This is a genomic window from Streptomyces paludis, from assembly GCF_003344965.1.
Lineage (GTDB): Bacteria > Actinomycetota > Actinomycetes > Streptomycetales > Streptomycetaceae > Streptomyces > Streptomyces paludis.
Window position 1 is genome coordinate 4,830,979 of sequence record NZ_CP031194.1, and the last position, 14,542, is coordinate 4,845,520.

8 protein-coding genes and 1 riboswitch are annotated in these 14,542 nt (G+C 72.5%); of the genes, 3 read left to right on the forward strand and 5 right to left on the reverse strand.

The window, feature by feature from the left end; genetic code table 11:
- Nucleotides 1-86: 86 nt before the first annotated feature.
- A complete protein-coding gene (locus tag DVK44_RS21430; RefSeq protein ID WP_114661114.1) occupies nucleotides 87-3,254 on the forward strand; it encodes a glycoside hydrolase family 2 TIM barrel-domain containing protein in 3,168 nt (1,055 codons plus the stop codon).
- Nucleotides 3,255-3,276: 22 nt separating this feature from the next.
- On the opposite strand, the gene DVK44_RS21435 is transcribed toward DVK44_RS21430, so the two are convergent.
- The 3 genes from DVK44_RS21435 to DVK44_RS21445 all read right to left on the reverse strand — a co-directional run bounded on the left by DVK44_RS21435 (nucleotide 3,277) and on the right by DVK44_RS21445 (nucleotide 6,678).
- Nucleotides 3,277-3,678 (reverse strand): hypothetical protein, encoded by a 402-nt coding sequence (locus DVK44_RS21435; protein ID WP_114661115.1) that lies wholly within the window; start codon nucleotides 3,676-3,678, stop codon nucleotides 3,277-3,279.
- A gap of 146 nt (nucleotides 3,679-3,824) precedes the next feature.
- Entirely contained in the window at nucleotides 3,825-4,973 is a 1,149-nt protein-coding gene (locus DVK44_RS21440; protein WP_408055409.1) for a C40 family peptidase, read from the reverse strand.
- A gap of 292 nt (nucleotides 4,974-5,265) precedes the next feature.
- Entirely contained in the window at nucleotides 5,266-6,678 is a 1,413-nt protein-coding gene (locus tag DVK44_RS21445) for a C40 family peptidase (RefSeq protein WP_408055341.1), read from the reverse strand.
- 7 nt (nucleotides 6,679-6,685) lie between these two features.
- Nucleotides 6,686-6,858: riboswitch (cyclic di-AMP (ydaO/yuaA leader) on the reverse strand.
- Between the two features lie 299 nt (nucleotides 6,859-7,157).
- Here DVK44_RS21445 and pcrA point away from each other — a divergent pair.
- On the forward strand, nucleotides 7,158-9,671 hold the full coding sequence (gene pcrA, locus DVK44_RS21450) for a DNA helicase PcrA (protein WP_114661118.1): 2,514 nt from the start codon (nucleotides 7,158-7,160) through the stop codon (nucleotides 9,669-9,671).
- A 114-nt stretch (nucleotides 9,672-9,785) separates the two neighbouring features.
- On the opposite strand, the gene DVK44_RS21455 is transcribed toward pcrA, so the two are convergent.
- Nucleotides 9,786-11,600 (reverse strand): M23 family metallopeptidase, encoded by a 1,815-nt coding sequence (locus DVK44_RS21455; RefSeq protein WP_228447300.1) that lies wholly within the window; start codon nucleotides 11,598-11,600, stop codon nucleotides 9,786-9,788.
- 632 nt (nucleotides 11,601-12,232) lie between these two features.
- Between DVK44_RS21455 and DVK44_RS21460 the strand changes: the two genes are divergently transcribed.
- Nucleotides 12,233-12,646, forward strand: a complete 414-nt coding sequence (locus DVK44_RS21460; RefSeq protein WP_114661120.1) for a cobalamin B12-binding domain-containing protein — start codon at nucleotides 12,233-12,235, stop codon at nucleotides 12,644-12,646.
- 124 nt (nucleotides 12,647-12,770) lie between these two features.
- Here the strand turns inward: DVK44_RS21460 and DVK44_RS21465 are convergent, their stop codons facing one another.
- Nucleotides 12,771-14,516, reverse strand: coding sequence for a DUF5691 domain-containing protein (locus DVK44_RS21465; protein WP_181957497.1), 1,746 nt, complete (start codon nucleotides 14,514-14,516; stop codon nucleotides 12,771-12,773).
- Nucleotides 14,517-14,542: the final 26 nt, after the last annotated feature.

Genomic DNA, 14,542 nt, shown 5'->3' on the forward strand with positions numbered 1-14,542 from the left:
GGAAACGTGGTGCGCGCCTCTTGACCCCGGTCCGCGCCGGTTGATGCCCTGTGTGGTGTCGCGCGCGCCTACCGAGGGAGATCACCTTGACGGTTCCACGCAGGACGCTCCTCATCGCCGGCACCGCCGCCCCCCTGGCCGGCGCGCTGGCCCCGGGAACCGCGCACGCCGCGCCCGGCGCGGGCACCTTACCCGCGCCGGACCCCCGTACGGCCACCGCCAGGACCATCGAACTCACCGACGGCTGGCGGTTCGCCCTCGCCAACCCCGCCGGTATCACCGATCCGACCGGGGCCTACGCCACCGCCGCCCAGCCCGGCCACGACGACACCGGCTGGCGCGCGGTCCAGGTGCCGCACGACTGGAGCATCGAACTCACCCCCACCACCGGCTCCGGCACCACCTCCGGCACCGGCTTCTTCCCCGGCGGCCTCGGCTGGTACCGCAACACCTTCACCCTGCCGCCCGCGCTCACCGGCCGCCGGATCTCCGTCGAGTTCGACGGCGTCTACATGGACGCCAACGTCCACTGCAACGGCACACTCGTCGGCAACCACCCCTACGGCTACACCGGGTTCGCCCTCGACCTCACCGATCTGCTGCACACCGACGGCACCACCGCCAACGTCATCGCCGTCGGAGTCCGCAACCGGCTCCCCAGCAGCCGCTGGTACTCCGGCAGCGGCATCCACCGCCACGCCCGGCTGGTCGTCACCGACCCCGTCCACGTAAGGCGCTGGGGTACGTATGTGACGACGCCCGGCCTCGCCGCGACGATCGGCCAGGGCCGCGCCACCGTCCGCGCCCGTATCGAGATCGTCAACGAGTCCGCCGCCGCCCGCCCGGTCACCGTCGTCACCACCGTCCGCGACCCGGCCGGCCGCGCCGTCGCCCGGGGCACCGCCCCACTCGCCACCGAGCCGCACTCCCCGTACACCGCCGAGCTGGAGATGACCGTCGTCCGGCCCCAGCTGTGGTCCTTCGACACCCCGCGCCTCTACACCCTCGACACCGAACTGCGCTCCGGCGGCGCCACCCTCGACACGTACCGCACCACCTTCGGATTCCGGTACATCACCGTCGACCCCGCCACCGGGTTCTCCCTCAACGGCGCGTACACCAAGATCCGCGGCGTCAACCTCCACCACGACCTGGGCGCGCTCGGCGCCGCCACCCACGAGGACGCGATCGTCCGTCAGCTCACCCTGATGAAGTCCATGGGCGTCAACGCCTTCCGCTCCTCGCACAACCCGCCCTCGCCCGAGCTGATCCGCGCCTGCGAGCGGCTCGGCATCATCATGATGGTCGAGGCGTTCGACTGCTGGCGGACCCGTAAGACCACCTACGACTACGCCCGCTTCTTCGACACCCACAGCGACGCCGACCTCGCCGAGATGGTCCGTGCCGCCCGCAACTCGCCCGCCGTCGTGATGTGGTCCATCGGCAACGAGATCCCCGACACCACCAGCACCGCCGGCCTCGCCATCGCCCGGCGCCTCATCGACGGCGTCCGCGCGCTCGACGACACCCGGCCGGTGGTGATCGGCTCGGACCGCTACCGCTCCCTGCCCGCCGTCGGCTCGGCGGCCGACCTGATGCTCGCCGACCTCGACGGCCTCGGCCTGAACTACAACACCGCCGCGTCGGTCGACGCCCTGCACGCGCGCTACCCGCACCTCTTCCTCTTCGAGTCCGAATCCTCCTCCCAGACCTCCACCCGGGGCACCTACCAGGAGCCCGAACACCTCAACACCGGCGAGAACCACACCCCCGGCCGGCGCGCCACCTCCAGCTACGACAACAACCTCGCCTCCTGGACGATGAGCGGCGAGTACGGGCTGAAGAAGGACCGCGACCGGCGCTTCTTCACCGGGCAGTTCCTCTGGACCGGTATCGACTACATCGGCGAACCCACCCCGTACAACGTGTTCCCGGTCAAGGCGTCGTTCTTCGGCGCGATGGACACCGCCGGCTTCCCCAAGGACATGTACCACCTCTTCCGGAGCCAGTGGAGCGACCGCCCCATGGTCCATCTCCTGCCCATGGACTGGACCGGCCACCGGCGCGGCGAGACCGTCGAGGTCTGGGCCTACGCCAACGTCGACACCGTCGAGCTGTTCCTCAACGGCACGTCCCTGGGCGTACGGAACTTCGACACCAAGCGGACCACCGACGGCCGGACCTACCTGGAGACGACGGAGGCCACCGGCGACGACCGGACGGTCACCTCGGGCCCGTACCCCGGCAGTTACACCAGCCCCAACGGCAGCGCGGGCAAACTGCACCTCACCTGGCGCGTCCCCTTCGCACCCGGCGTGCTGAAGGCCGTCGCCCGCCGCGACGGCCGTACGGTGGCCACGGACGTGCTGCGCACCGCCGGACGGCCCTACACCGTACGCCTCACCCCGGACCGCACCCGGTTCGACGCCGACGGCCGCGCGCTCTGCTTCGTCACCGCCGAAGTCATCGACGACCACGGCGTCGTGGTGCCGGACGCCGCCCACCGCATCGACTTCACGGTCACCGGCGGCTCCCTGGCCGGCCTCGACAACGGACGCCAGGAGAGCGCCGAGCCCTACCAGGCCGCCACCCGGACCGCCTTCCACGGCAAGGCCCTCGCCATCGTCCGCGCCGGCACCACCGCCGGTACGGTCACCCTCACCGCCCGCGCCGACGGGCTGCGCACCGCCGCGGTGACCGTACGCGCCACGGCCGCGCGCGACGCGTCGACGACCCCGCCCCGGACCTTCGCGCCCGACCCCGGGCCGGACACGCCGAGCGGCCCGGTGGCCGACGCCAGCTACTCCGGCGCGCCCGACACCCTGCCCGCCGCCCTGCTCGACGGCTCCCCGGACACCGGCTGGTCGAACGCCTTCACCAAGGCGGCCACCGCCCTGCTGCCCGCCTTCAGCGGCGCCCGCCCGGCCGACTGGATATCCGTGACCTGGCCCGCCGCCCGTACCTTCGACTCGGCCGAGGTCACCTTCACCCTCGGCGCGCGGCACACCCTGCCCGCCTCGGTCGCCGTCTCCTACTGGGACGGCGACCGGTACGCCCCCGTACGCCACCAGAGCGTCGTATGGGCCACCGGCTCCGGCGCGCCGACGCTCATCACCTTCGACCGGGTCACCGGCACCCGGATCCGGCTGGAGATGACCAGCGCGCACCCGGGCGCGGCGAACGGCGCGCAGCGGGTCACACTGCTCCACGTACCGGACGCGCTCCTGGACGGCGCTGGTGGGGCGGCCGGTTGACGACTGAGTGAGGGCGGCGGCTCTACGAGCAGCGCCAGCCGGTGACGTAGAGCCGCTCCCGCTCGTCCTCCATGACGCCCCGGACGCACTCCCCGGGCTCGGTGTCGAGCGTGCCGGTCAGCTCGGCGTGCCCCTGCCGGGTCGTCCGCGTTCCGAACCAGCCGGGGAACGCGGTGATCCGGGCGTCCTTGCGCTGATATCCCAGGCGTACGGCGATCTCGGGGCGGCCCGGGTGCTGGTCGTAACGGGTGGTGAAGGTGCCCGCGCCGCCGATCGGGCCCTCGACGCAGAGCCGGCCGCCGGACAGCTCGCCGCAGCCCTCGGGGGTGACGCCGACGGGGGCCAGCACGAAGAGCGACCCCACGACGAGACCTGTGGCACGTACGGCGGTGGCGCGTCGCACGGTTCTCACGGAGCTGCTCATCGGCGGCACCTCTCTCCGGCTTCCCCTGCCGCTCATGGTGGCGCGCGGCGGGGGAAGGGGCACCCCGACGGGCCCATGAGTGGTCCGTACGGGCCAAGCGGAGGGGCTGTGGGACGGGCTGGCGCTTGCGGGGCGACCAGCGGCTGTTACGCGGGACGGGTGGCGCCCGCGAACGGCATCTGGTCGATCGGCGCGAGCTTGACCGCCGAGCCGGGGCGCGGGGCGTGGATCATCTGCCCGCCCCCGACATAGATCCCCACATGGCTGATGCCGGAGAAGAAGAACACCAGGTCACCCGGGGCGAGCCGGTCGCGGCTCACCCGCTGCCCCGCGTTGATCTGGGTGTAGGTGGTCCGGGGGAGGGAGACCCCGGCCGCGCGCCACGCGGCCTGTGTCAGCCCCGAGCAGTCGAAGGAACCCGGCCCGGTCGAGCCCCAGACGTACGGCTTGCCGATCGCGCCGTACGCGAAGGCGACCGCCGCCGCGGCCCGGGAGCCCGGCGCCGGGGCGGTCCCGGCCGGCTGCCCCGGACCGGCACCCGGGCCCGAGCCCGGCGTACCGCTGTCGGCGGCGGCGCCCCGGCCCTGGCCGTCGTACTCGGCGCGCTGGGCGGCGGAGAGGCGGTCCAGCAGTCGCTGGGCGGCGCCGATCTTCTTCTGGACGGTCGCCTTGTGCCGGGCCAGTTCCGCCTGCCGCGCGCCGAGGTCCCTGATCCGGTCGCCGGCCCGCGCGCGCAGCCCGGCGAGCTGCCCCAGCTCCCCGCGGATCCCGGCGACCATGGCCGCCTGCCGGGTGCCCGCCAGCTCGGCCAGCGACGCCCCTTCGAGGAAGGTCTCGGGATTCGAGCTGAGACCGAGCTGTACGGCGGGGTCGAGACCGCCGGAGCGGTACTGCGCGGCGGCGACGGAACCGAGCGCGTCCCGCGAGGTGTTGAGCCGCTCCGTCCGGCGGGCGGCCTCGTCGCGTAATCGCGTCAGGGAGGTACGGGCCTCGGCCGCCTTCACCTTCGCGCCGTTGTACCGCTCCGTGGCGGCCTCGGCCTGCTGGTACAGCCGGTCCACCTCGGCCTTCACCTGCGCGGCCGTGGGCCGGGGCGCGGCGGTCGCGGGGGCGCCGGCGGCGGTCGCGGTGGCGGCCCCGGCGAGCGCGAGCGTGGCGGCCGTACGGAGCGTGGCGGCCGTACGGAGCGTGGCGGCCGTACGGACGGTGCGAGCGGTGCGGCCCGCGCCGCTTGTGCCGCTCGCGCCGCCTTGGCCGGAGAGCGGGCGCTTTCTGGGTTTGCGGTGCGCTGCCACGGGGGCGTCCTCGTCCTTCTGTCCCATACGGCTGTCCGCACGGCTGTACGTGCGGGTGGGCGGTACGGAATCGGGCCGCCCGGAGAAGGACGCTAAGCGCAAAGATCACGGTCCGGCATCGACGGAGCGGTATTGACCGGAGGTGATGGCTCCGGGACGATTTGCGATCGAAACGCTTCCGGATGGTGGCGCCGGATGGCCGCGACCGACCGGACCCGTCAGGTCGTCGCCGCGCTCCGGAGCTGACCGGCGCGGCGGGCGCCGCCGGTCAGCTCCGTACAGGGACCGCCGGTCAGGCCGGGCGGACGCTGCCGAAGATCGGCAGGTAGTAGATCGATTCCTCGCGGACGTTCGCGCCCATCTTGGGCGCGTGGATCATCATGCCGTCGCCGATGTAGATGCCCGCGTGGCTGACATCGTCGTAGAAGAAGACGATGTCACCGGGGAGGAGATCGTCCGTCGCGACCCGGGTGCCGGTCGCGACCTGGTCCCAGGTCGTGCGCGGCAGCTCGACGCCGGCCACCCGCCAGGCGGCCTGGGTCAGGCCCGAGCTGTCGTACGAACTGGGGCCCGAGGCGCCCCACACGTACGGCTTGCCTATCTGGGCGCGGGCGAAGGCGAGAACCTTCGCGGCCTTGGTGGCGTAGCTGACGGCGGGCGCGGCGGCCGTACCCGTACCTGCTGCTGGAGCAGTGGCCGCAGCCGCGTTCGCGCCCGGAACCGGACCGGCGGCGGTGAGCGCCCCCGGGTCCATGTCCATGCCCTGGTCCGCGTCCGTGCCGACGGCCGTGACCCGGCCCGTGACCGCGCCCGGGCCCGCGACGGCGGTGGTGTCCGGCCGGACCAGCAGCTCCTGGCGCTCCCACTCGGCGGCCTCCGCCGCGGCGCGTGCCTCGGCTTCCGCCTGGGCCTGGGCGCGGGCCTGCACCTGGGCCTCGATCTGGGCCTGCGCCTGTGCCTGGGCTTGTGCCTGGGCCTGCGTCTCCGCCAGGCGGCGGGCCTCTTCCTCTTCCTGCTCGCGCTCCTGCTGCCGGCGCTCCAGCGCGGCCAGCCGTGCCTGCTCGCCCGCTGTCGCCTTCGACAGCAGGGCGCGCGCGTCGGCCAGCTTCTTCTGGACGGTCTCCTTGTTGCTCCGCAGGGACGACGGCGGCGCGTCCTGTGCCTCGGCCGGTACGGCGGGCGTGGCGGGCATGACCGGCATCGCGGGCACAGCGAGAGCGGGCACAGCGGGCATGGCCGGTGCGGTCTGCGGCACCGGCGGCTGGGTCGGCCGCGGCGGCGCGCTCTGCTGGGGGCGCTCGGCGGTCCGGTCCGCGGTCCGGTCCACGAACGTCAGGGCGGCGGCCGGGGCGGGGCTGCCCTCCCGGTACTGCGTGGGCGCGTAGGAACTGAGCGTACGGCGGGCCTCGTTCAGCTTGTCCGCGCTCTTGGCGACGTTGTCACGCACCCGGTCGACGGTGCGCTTCTGCTTCGTCGTACCGGGCTTGGGCTTGCTGAACTGCTGGTTGGCGCCCCCGGCTTGGCGGTACAGGTCGTCGACCTTTTTCTGTACCTCTTCCACCGAGGGGTTCGGCTCGGCGGGCGCGGCGTCCGCGCTCTGCGTCGACAGCAGCGTGACCGAGGCGATGGCGGCCGTAGTGACCCCGACGGCGGGGGAGTTGGTGCCTGCGCCGCCACGGTTGCGCGACTTGCGATGCGACGCCAAGGTCGGCATCTCCTTCCGTAGACCGCCTACCGGGTTAGCTGTCGGGTTCGGGCGGAACGGAAGGCTGCCCTACGGGCCTGGCGTACGGCGGACGTACGGCCCGATTCACCCCGGTGGTGCAGAGTGGGTCCCCGGTTCCGGGCCTCCTTGGGGGGAGGCCGAATTCGGCGTGGGCCGCCCGCTCGGCGTGGATCGCCAGGGGGAAACGGACTGCCTGATCGAGCACGCTAGCCAAGTTGTGCTGCTGATGTGAAGGTGGATGGTCGATATGCCCGGAACATTTTCGTGACCATTTGCTGGAGTGAGGTGCGAGGAGCGTCAATCGAGGGTATAGCGTCACGCTCGGTAGCCCACTGACCGCGTGGCGGCGAAGGTGAGGACGGACGGGAGCTGTACGCGGGCCGGATGTGAAGACGGGTGCGGGCTGTACGGGAAGACGGGCGCGGAGTGTCAGTGGGGCCGCCTAGACTCGGAAAGCGATGAGCAGCCTTTTTGATGACAGTTTCCTGGCGGACCTCCAGCCCTCCGGCGACGAACACCCGCCGCCGCCCGAGGAGCGGGACGACCACGCCCCGGAGCAGGTGCCCGACGACCTGTTCGGAGGCGTCTTCGACGCGCCGCCGCCGCGCGACGCGTACCACCGCGGCGGCAGCCCGCGCTCGGTCGTGGACCCGGCCGCCCTGCTGGAGGGGCTGAACGCCGAGCAGCGCGCGGCCGTCGTGCACACGGGCACGCCGCTGCTCATCGTGGCCGGCGCCGGATCCGGCAAGACGCGGGTCCTCACGCACCGGATCGCGCATCTGCTGGGCAGCCGCGGGGTCCACCCCGGCCAGATACTGGCGATCACCTTCACCAACAAGGCCGCGGGCGAGATGAAGGAGCGGGTCGGCGACCTGGTCGGCGCGCGCGCCAACGCCATGTGGGTGCTGACGTTCCACAGCGCCTGTGTGCGGATCCTGCGCCGGGAGTCCAAGCGTCTCGGCTTCACCTCGTCGTTCTCGATCTACGACGCGGCCGACTCCAAGCGGCTGATGGCGCTGGTCTGCCGGGATCTCGACCTCGATCCGAAGCGCTATCCGCCGAAGGCGTTCAGCGCCAAGATCTCGAATCTGAAGAACGAGCTGATCGACGAGGAGACCTTCGCCGGCCAGGCCGCCGACGGCTTCGAGAAGACGCTCGCCGAGGCGTACCGGATGTACCAGAGCCGGCTGCGCGAGGCCAACGCCCTGGACTTTGACGACATCATCATGACCACCGTGCATCTGCTCCAGGCGTTCCCCGACGTCGCCGAGCACTACCGGCTCCGCTTCCGCCATGTGCTGGTGGACGAGTACCAGGACACCAACCACGCGCAGTACACGCTTGTACGCGAGCTGGTGGGCCCCTCGGGCGAGGGGAACGACCCGGCCGAGTTGTGCGTCGTCGGCGACGCCGACCAGTCGATCTACGCGTTCCGGGGCGCCACGATCCGCAACATCCTCCAGTTCGAGGAGGACTACCCGGACGCGACGACGATCCTGCTGGAGCAGAACTACCGCTCCACACAGACCATCCTCAGCGCCGCCAACGCGGTCATCGAGCGCAACGAGAGCCGCCGTCCGAAGAACCTGTGGACGAACGCGGGCGCGGGCGCGCAGATCACCGGGTACGTCGCGGACACGGAGCACGACGAGGCGCAGTTCGTCGCCGAGGAGATCGACCGGCTGACGGACGCGGGTGACGCCAAGGCGGGCGATGTCGCCGTCTTCTACCGGACGAACGCGCAGTCGCGTGTCTTCGAGGAGATCTTCATCCGGGTCGGCCTGCCGTACAAGGTCGTCGGCGGGGTGCGCTTCTACGAGCGCAAGGAGGTCCGCGATGTGCTGGCCTACCTCCGGGTGCTGGCCAATCCGGAGGACAACGTACCGCTGCGCAGGATCCTCAATGTGCCCAAGCGCGGCATCGGGGACCGCGCGGAGGCGATGATCGACGCCCTCGCCCTCCGGGAGCGGATCACCTTCCCGCAGGCGCTGCGGCGCGTGGACGAGGCGTACGGGATGGCGGCGCGCTCCGCCAACGCCGTCAAGCGCTTCAACACGCTGATGGAGGACCTGCGCACGATCGTCGAGTCGGGCGCCGGGCCCGCGACGGTCCTTGAAGCCGTGCTGGAGCGGACCGGCTATCTGGCCGAGTTGCAGGCGTCGACCGACCCGCAGGACGAGACCCGGATCGAGAACCTTCAGGAACTGGCCGCCGTGGCGCTGGAGTTCGAGCAGGAGCGCGGCCAGGCGGCGGGCGAGGCGGAGGGGGAGCCGGCCGACGCGGCGGACACTGCCGACACGGCCGTTGTCGCCCCGACGCCGACCCTCGCCGAGTTCCTGGAGAAGGTCGCGCTCGTCGCGGACTCCGACCAGATCCCCGACGAGGACGAGGACGGCTCCGGGGTCATCACCCTGATGACGCTGCACACCGCCAAGGGCCTCGAATTCCCGGTGGTGTTCCTGACCGGCCTGGAGGACGGCGTCTTCCCGCACATGCGGTCCCTCGGCCAGACGAAGGAGCTGGAGGAGGAGCGGCGCCTCGCGTACGTCGGCATCACGCGCGCGCGGGAACGGCTCTATCTGACGCGGTCGTCGATGCGCAGCGCCTGGGGGCAGCCCTCGTACAACCCGCCGTCGCGGTTCCTGGAGGAGATCCCGGGACAGCATCTGGAGTGGAAGCGGACGGGCGCGCAGATCCCGGCGGGTCCGACGCAGGGCATCGCGTCCTCGCTGTCGTCCTCGGCCGCCGCGCGGTCGCGGACCGGCGGCCCCTCGGGCTTCGCCACCCGGCGTACGGCGGACAAGCCGGTGATCGCACTGGCCACCGGGGACCGCGTCACCCACGACCAGTTCGGCCTCGGCACGGTCATGGCCGTGACGGGCACGGGCGCGGACGCCCAGGTGACCGTCGACTTCGGGGATGCCAAGCCCAAGCGGCTGCTGCTGCGTTACGCGCCGGTCGAGAAGCTGTAGGCCGGGCGCCGGAGCTTGTGGGTGGTACGCCGATCGGGGCCTCCCCTGGGGGGAGACCCCGATCCGGTCGTGCGTACGGTGCGGTGTCGCGGGCGCCGGAGCGCCCGGGCGCTCTCAGGTCGGGTCGACGCCGTGGCTGCGCAGCCACTGGAGCGGGTCGACCGCGGAGCCCGCGCCGGGCCGTACCTCGAAGTGCAGGTGCGGTCCGGTGGAGTTGCCGGAGCTGCCCGAGTAGGCGATCACATCACCGGCCTTGACCGAGCCCGTGCGGATCTTGGTGCTGCTGAGGTGGCAGTACCAGGTCTCGGTGCCGTCGGGGGAGGTGACGATGGCCATGTTGCCGTAGGCGCTGTTGTACTGCGTCCGTACGGTGCCGTCCGTCGCGGCCATCACGGGCGTCCCGTACGAGACGGGGAAGTCGATCCCGGTGTGTACGGACATCCAGTTGACGCCGGCCTGGCCGTAGTACGCGCTGAGGCCGTGCTGCGAGACGGGGAGCACGAACTTGGGGCGCTCGGCCTCCTTGCGCGCCTCCTCCGCGATCCGCTTCTTGCGGTCCGCTTCCTGCCGGGCCTGGAGGTCGATGCGCTCCTGCGTACGGCTGGCCCGGTCGCCGAAGTCGCGGGCGCCCTCGCTGAGGGTGGTGATCTGGGTGTCGAGCTTCTTGTTGGCCGCCGCCGCCGCGGCGGCCGGTTTCTCGGCGGCGGTGTCGGCCGCCGACGCGGTGGTCGCCTTGTCGTCCTTGACGTCCTCGCCGCCGCCGAGTCCGCTGACGGAGGCCGCCGCGATTCCGGCGACGCCCATCACACAGGCGGAGGGAACGGCGATGGTGAGGAGTGCGGAGCGTTTGGCGGGGGTACGGCGGCGGCCCCGGCCACCGCTGCCACCGCCGCCCGCGGCCCGGCTCACCGGGCGGGGGGTGACATTGACGGTGGGGACGGCCATGGTCGCCGCCATGTGCAGCGACTCGGCCTCGGGGGCGTTCTCGGCGGTGGGGTCCGGGGCGTCGGCCGCTCCGGTCAGGTCCGTCCGGTCGTCCTGGTCGCCCGGTGTGCCCGGGGCGGCGGCGTGCTCGACGCCGTCCTCGGTGCCGTACGCCCGTTCAGGCTCGGGCCCCGGGGCGCCGTAGTCGGCGTCGGGGCTGTACTGCGAGGACGGTTCCGCCTCGTACGAGGCGTCGTACGCGGGGGCCGTCCATACGGCGGTGGCCTCGTAGTCGAGGGGCGCGTCCGCGGACCGGAACTGATCGGCGTCGAACTGGGCCATCTCGAACTGGGCCGGGAGGTCGTACCCGAACTGGGTGCTGTCGGCGCTGTCGACGGACACGTTCTGGAACTGGCCGCTGTCGAACTGGCTGTTCTGGAACTGACCGTTCTCGAACTGCGTGCTCTCGAACGGTGTGTTTTCGAACGGTGTGTTTTCGAACTGCGCGCTGTCCACCATCACGGTGTCGAAGTGCGTGCTGGCGAACTGGCCGCTGTCGACCTGGCTGCCGTCGAACTGCCCGGTACCGCCGGAGCCGTTCGGCTGGTCCGCCGGTGTCCAGCCGTCCGTGTTCCACTGCCCGGAGGAGTCGGCGGTGACGGTGGCCCACTGGCCGCTCGTGTCGTACTGCGGTGTGGCGTACGCGTCGTATCCGGCCACCGGGGCGGCGACCTGGTGGCCGCCGGTGTCCCACTGCCCCGAGTCGTACGGGCCGGTGCCGTATGCCGTGGAGGGCGCCGCGACGGTCTGGTAACCACCGGTCTCGTAGCCCGTGGCGCCGTTCTCGTAACCGGCGGTTCCGTATCCCGCGGTCCCGTATCCGGTCTGGTCGACCGGAGCGGCCGAGCCGTCCGGAAGGGTACCGAAGAGGGGATCCGGTGTGTAGCTGCCGTTCTGGTAACCGTCATGTGCGGCGTACCCGGCGTGGGCGTGCTGGTCGTTCACCAACTTCTCTCTCGCCTCGGCAGCAGAAGCAGAACCAGGGTTGTCCGGAACTCGTCCTGATCGGAAGGGTCCCGGAGGAAAGCAGTGGCCGCGACTGTACCCGGCGGTATGCGACGGCGACAATCTTCCGAGAGTTTTGCGCGTTGAGGAAACGGGCATTCGGCCGTGTTTCGGCAGTCTGCGGACGCAGCCTTGGCCCTACGTTCGATAAATGTTCGATCAACTGGCCCGGGATGAACGGTTGTCAGGGTCGGAAGACGGGCGCGGATCCGTCGAATTTGCCGCCTCCGGCGTCCAGATGTTCGATATGCGCCGCGTCGCACGCCGCGTCCGTACGGGGGGCTCCGCCCCGCGCCGAGCCGCTCCGTCACGGAGCCGTTCCGCCGTGCCGCGCGGCCGGCGGCACGGTGGAACGGCCGCCCGTGCGGCGACTTTCGCTGCGGCTTCCCTCGGCCCCCCGGCCCCGCCGGTCGGCCGACCCGGTCGGCGGCGGGATCGAGTGGTGACGGAACGCCGCAAAGCGAACATGTCGCAGGTGTGATTTCCCCCTCGGGGGCCTCCGCGAAACGGCGGGGTGCGGGATGCTGAGGATAACGTTCGTTCACTACGGCGCCGTCGACGTGGAGGCAGTGATGGGTGTGGCTGGTCCGATTCGTGTGGTGGTGGCCAAGCCGGGCCTCGACGGCCACGATCGCGGGGCGAAGGTGATCGCGCGGGCACTGCGCGACGCGGGCATGGAGGTCATCTATACGGGCCTGCATCAGACGCCCGAACAGATCGTGGACACCGCGATCCAGGAGGACGCCGACGCGATCGGCCTTTCCATCCTCTCCGGCGCCCACAACACGCTCTTCGCGAAGGTGATCGAGCTGCTGAAGGAGAAGGACGCGGCGGACATCAAGGTCTTCGGCGGCGGCATCATCCCGGAGGCCGACATCGCGCCGCTGAAGGAGCTGGGCGTCGCGGAGATCTTCACCCCGGGCGCGACGACGACGGCCATCGTCGCCTGGGTGAACGCCAACCTCCGTCAGCCCGCGGGAATGTGACGGGACGACGGAATCCGCGGACGGTGAGGGCGGCGCCCGTGAGGGCGGTCGGCGGTGAGGGCGGGCGTGGTGGCCGTGGCCGCGATGGCCGCCGCCGGGGGCCGGCCGGCGCGGCCCCCGCCGGTCAGGGAGGCGCCGGGCCGTCCAGCTCCGCCAGCAGGGCCGCGCGCAGCCGCAGCGTGGCGACCAGCCGCTGGAACGCCTCCGACCAGTAGCCGTCCGCGCCGTGCCGGGTGTCCTCCGTCTCCGGCCCGTCGGGCGCGGCCGTGAGAAGGGCGAGCCGGTCCGCCTCCGCCGGGTCCAGACAGCGTTCGGCCAGGCCCATGACCCCGCTGAAGCTCCATGGATAGCCGCCCTCGTCCCGCGCGGTGCCCAGGGCGTCCACGACCGCGCGGCCGACCGGCTCCGCCCAGGGCACCGCGCAGACCCCCAGCAGCTGGAACGCCTCCGACAGACCGTGCGCCGCGATGAACGCGGCGATCCATCCGGACCGTTCGGCAGGCGGCAGCGTGGCGAGCAGCCGCGCCCGTTCGGCCAGCGACGAGGTGCCCGGTCCGGTGGCCGGCGCGGCCGAGGGCGGCCCTGGGGCGTGTTTCAGAAGTCCCGCCTGCCCGGAGGCGGACGGCGCTACTTCTGAAACACGCCCCAGCAGCGCGGCGGACCAGAGCGCGTCCCGCTGCCGGACGGCCGCCCGGCACCAGGCGGCGTGCAGCTCGTCCGCCCAGTCGTCCAGGACGGGCAGCGCGACGATCTCCTCCGGTGTCCGGCCGCCCAGCCTGGCCGGCCAGGTGGCCAGCGGCGCGGCCTCCACCAACTGCCCCAGCCACCACGACCGTTCACCCCGGCCGGCGGGCGCCGTTGGAACCACACCGTCACGCCGCATGTCCGCGTCGCACTCGTGCGGCGCCTCGACCACGATGACTTGGCCGCCGCCCGTACGGTCCATGCTCACGCAGGTCGCCGCGCGGGCCGCCATCCGGCGCGCGAACGCGGACCCGGGCAGCGCGGACAGCAACTCGGCCGCCGTGGCGCGGATATTGCGGCTTCGGTCCGACAGCGCCTCCTCCAGGAAGGGTTCGTCCGCCGGAGAGAGCCCGGTGCGCAGCGAGTCGAGGAACAGCAGCCGGTCCTCGGCGCGCTCGGTGGACCAGAGCGAGCCCAGCAGCTCCCGCGCCGCCGCCGGGTCCTCGGCCCGTACGGCGGACAGCAGCGCGATCCGCTCGGCGAACAGCCCTTCCGCCCAGAGCCGCCGGACCGCCTCGGTGTCCCGGACCGGTGGCAGGGCGCCGCTCCCCGACGCGTCGCGCAGCGCGAACCGCCACTCCGGATTGAGCCGGGCGAGCCACCGCCCGCGCGCCCCTGCGAACAGCAGTGCCCCCGGCCGCAGATCGGTACGGGCGCGAGCGGCGTCGAGCAGCGCGGGCAGTACGGCGGCGGGCGCGCGGTAGCCGCGCGCGTTGGCGGCGGCCAGCCACTGCGGCAGCAGCTCACCGAGGTCGGGCGCCGTGCCCCGGCGGCCCCCGCCGGCCCCCGCCGACCGGTCGGCCAGCAACTGCGCGAGCCGTGTCCCGGCCGCCTCCGGCACCGGCCGCCGGCCGTCGTACGGCGCGGGCTCGGGACGCGGCGCGGCACGCGCGGGACGCAGACCGGCCCTGCGCCGCACGGTGTGGAGCGCGGCGGCGTCCAGCAGCGCCAGGGGCGCGTCCGGGCCGCCGGCCGGCGGATCCGTCGGCGGGGGACGCCGGTCCGTACCGAGCAGCGCCGAGACGACGAGCTGCTCCCAGGAGGCGGTGAGGGCCCCGGCCGTGCCGGACGGGTTGGTCGTGGTGGTGGCGTGGGACGTAGTGGTGGCGTGGGACGTGGTGGTCATGCGGACTCCTCCGTATCGGATCCCGG

What these genes read in the sequence shown, in the direction of transcription:
- DVK44_RS21435 (WP_114661115.1), bottom strand. Translation starts at nt 3,678, where the DNA reads ATGAGCAGCTCCGTGAGAACCGTGCGACGCGCCACCGCCGTACGTGCC.
- pcrA (WP_114661118.1), top strand. Translation starts at nt 7,158, where the DNA reads ATGAGCAGCCTTTTTGATGACAGTTTCCTGGCGGACCTCCAGCCCTCC.
- DVK44_RS21460 (WP_114661120.1), top strand. Translation starts at nt 12,233, where the DNA reads ATGGGTGTGGCTGGTCCGATTCGTGTGGTGGTGGCCAAGCCGGGCCTC.
- DVK44_RS21465 (WP_181957497.1), bottom strand. Translation starts at nt 14,516, where the DNA reads ATGACCACCACGTCCCACGCCACCACTACGTCCCACGCCACCACCACG.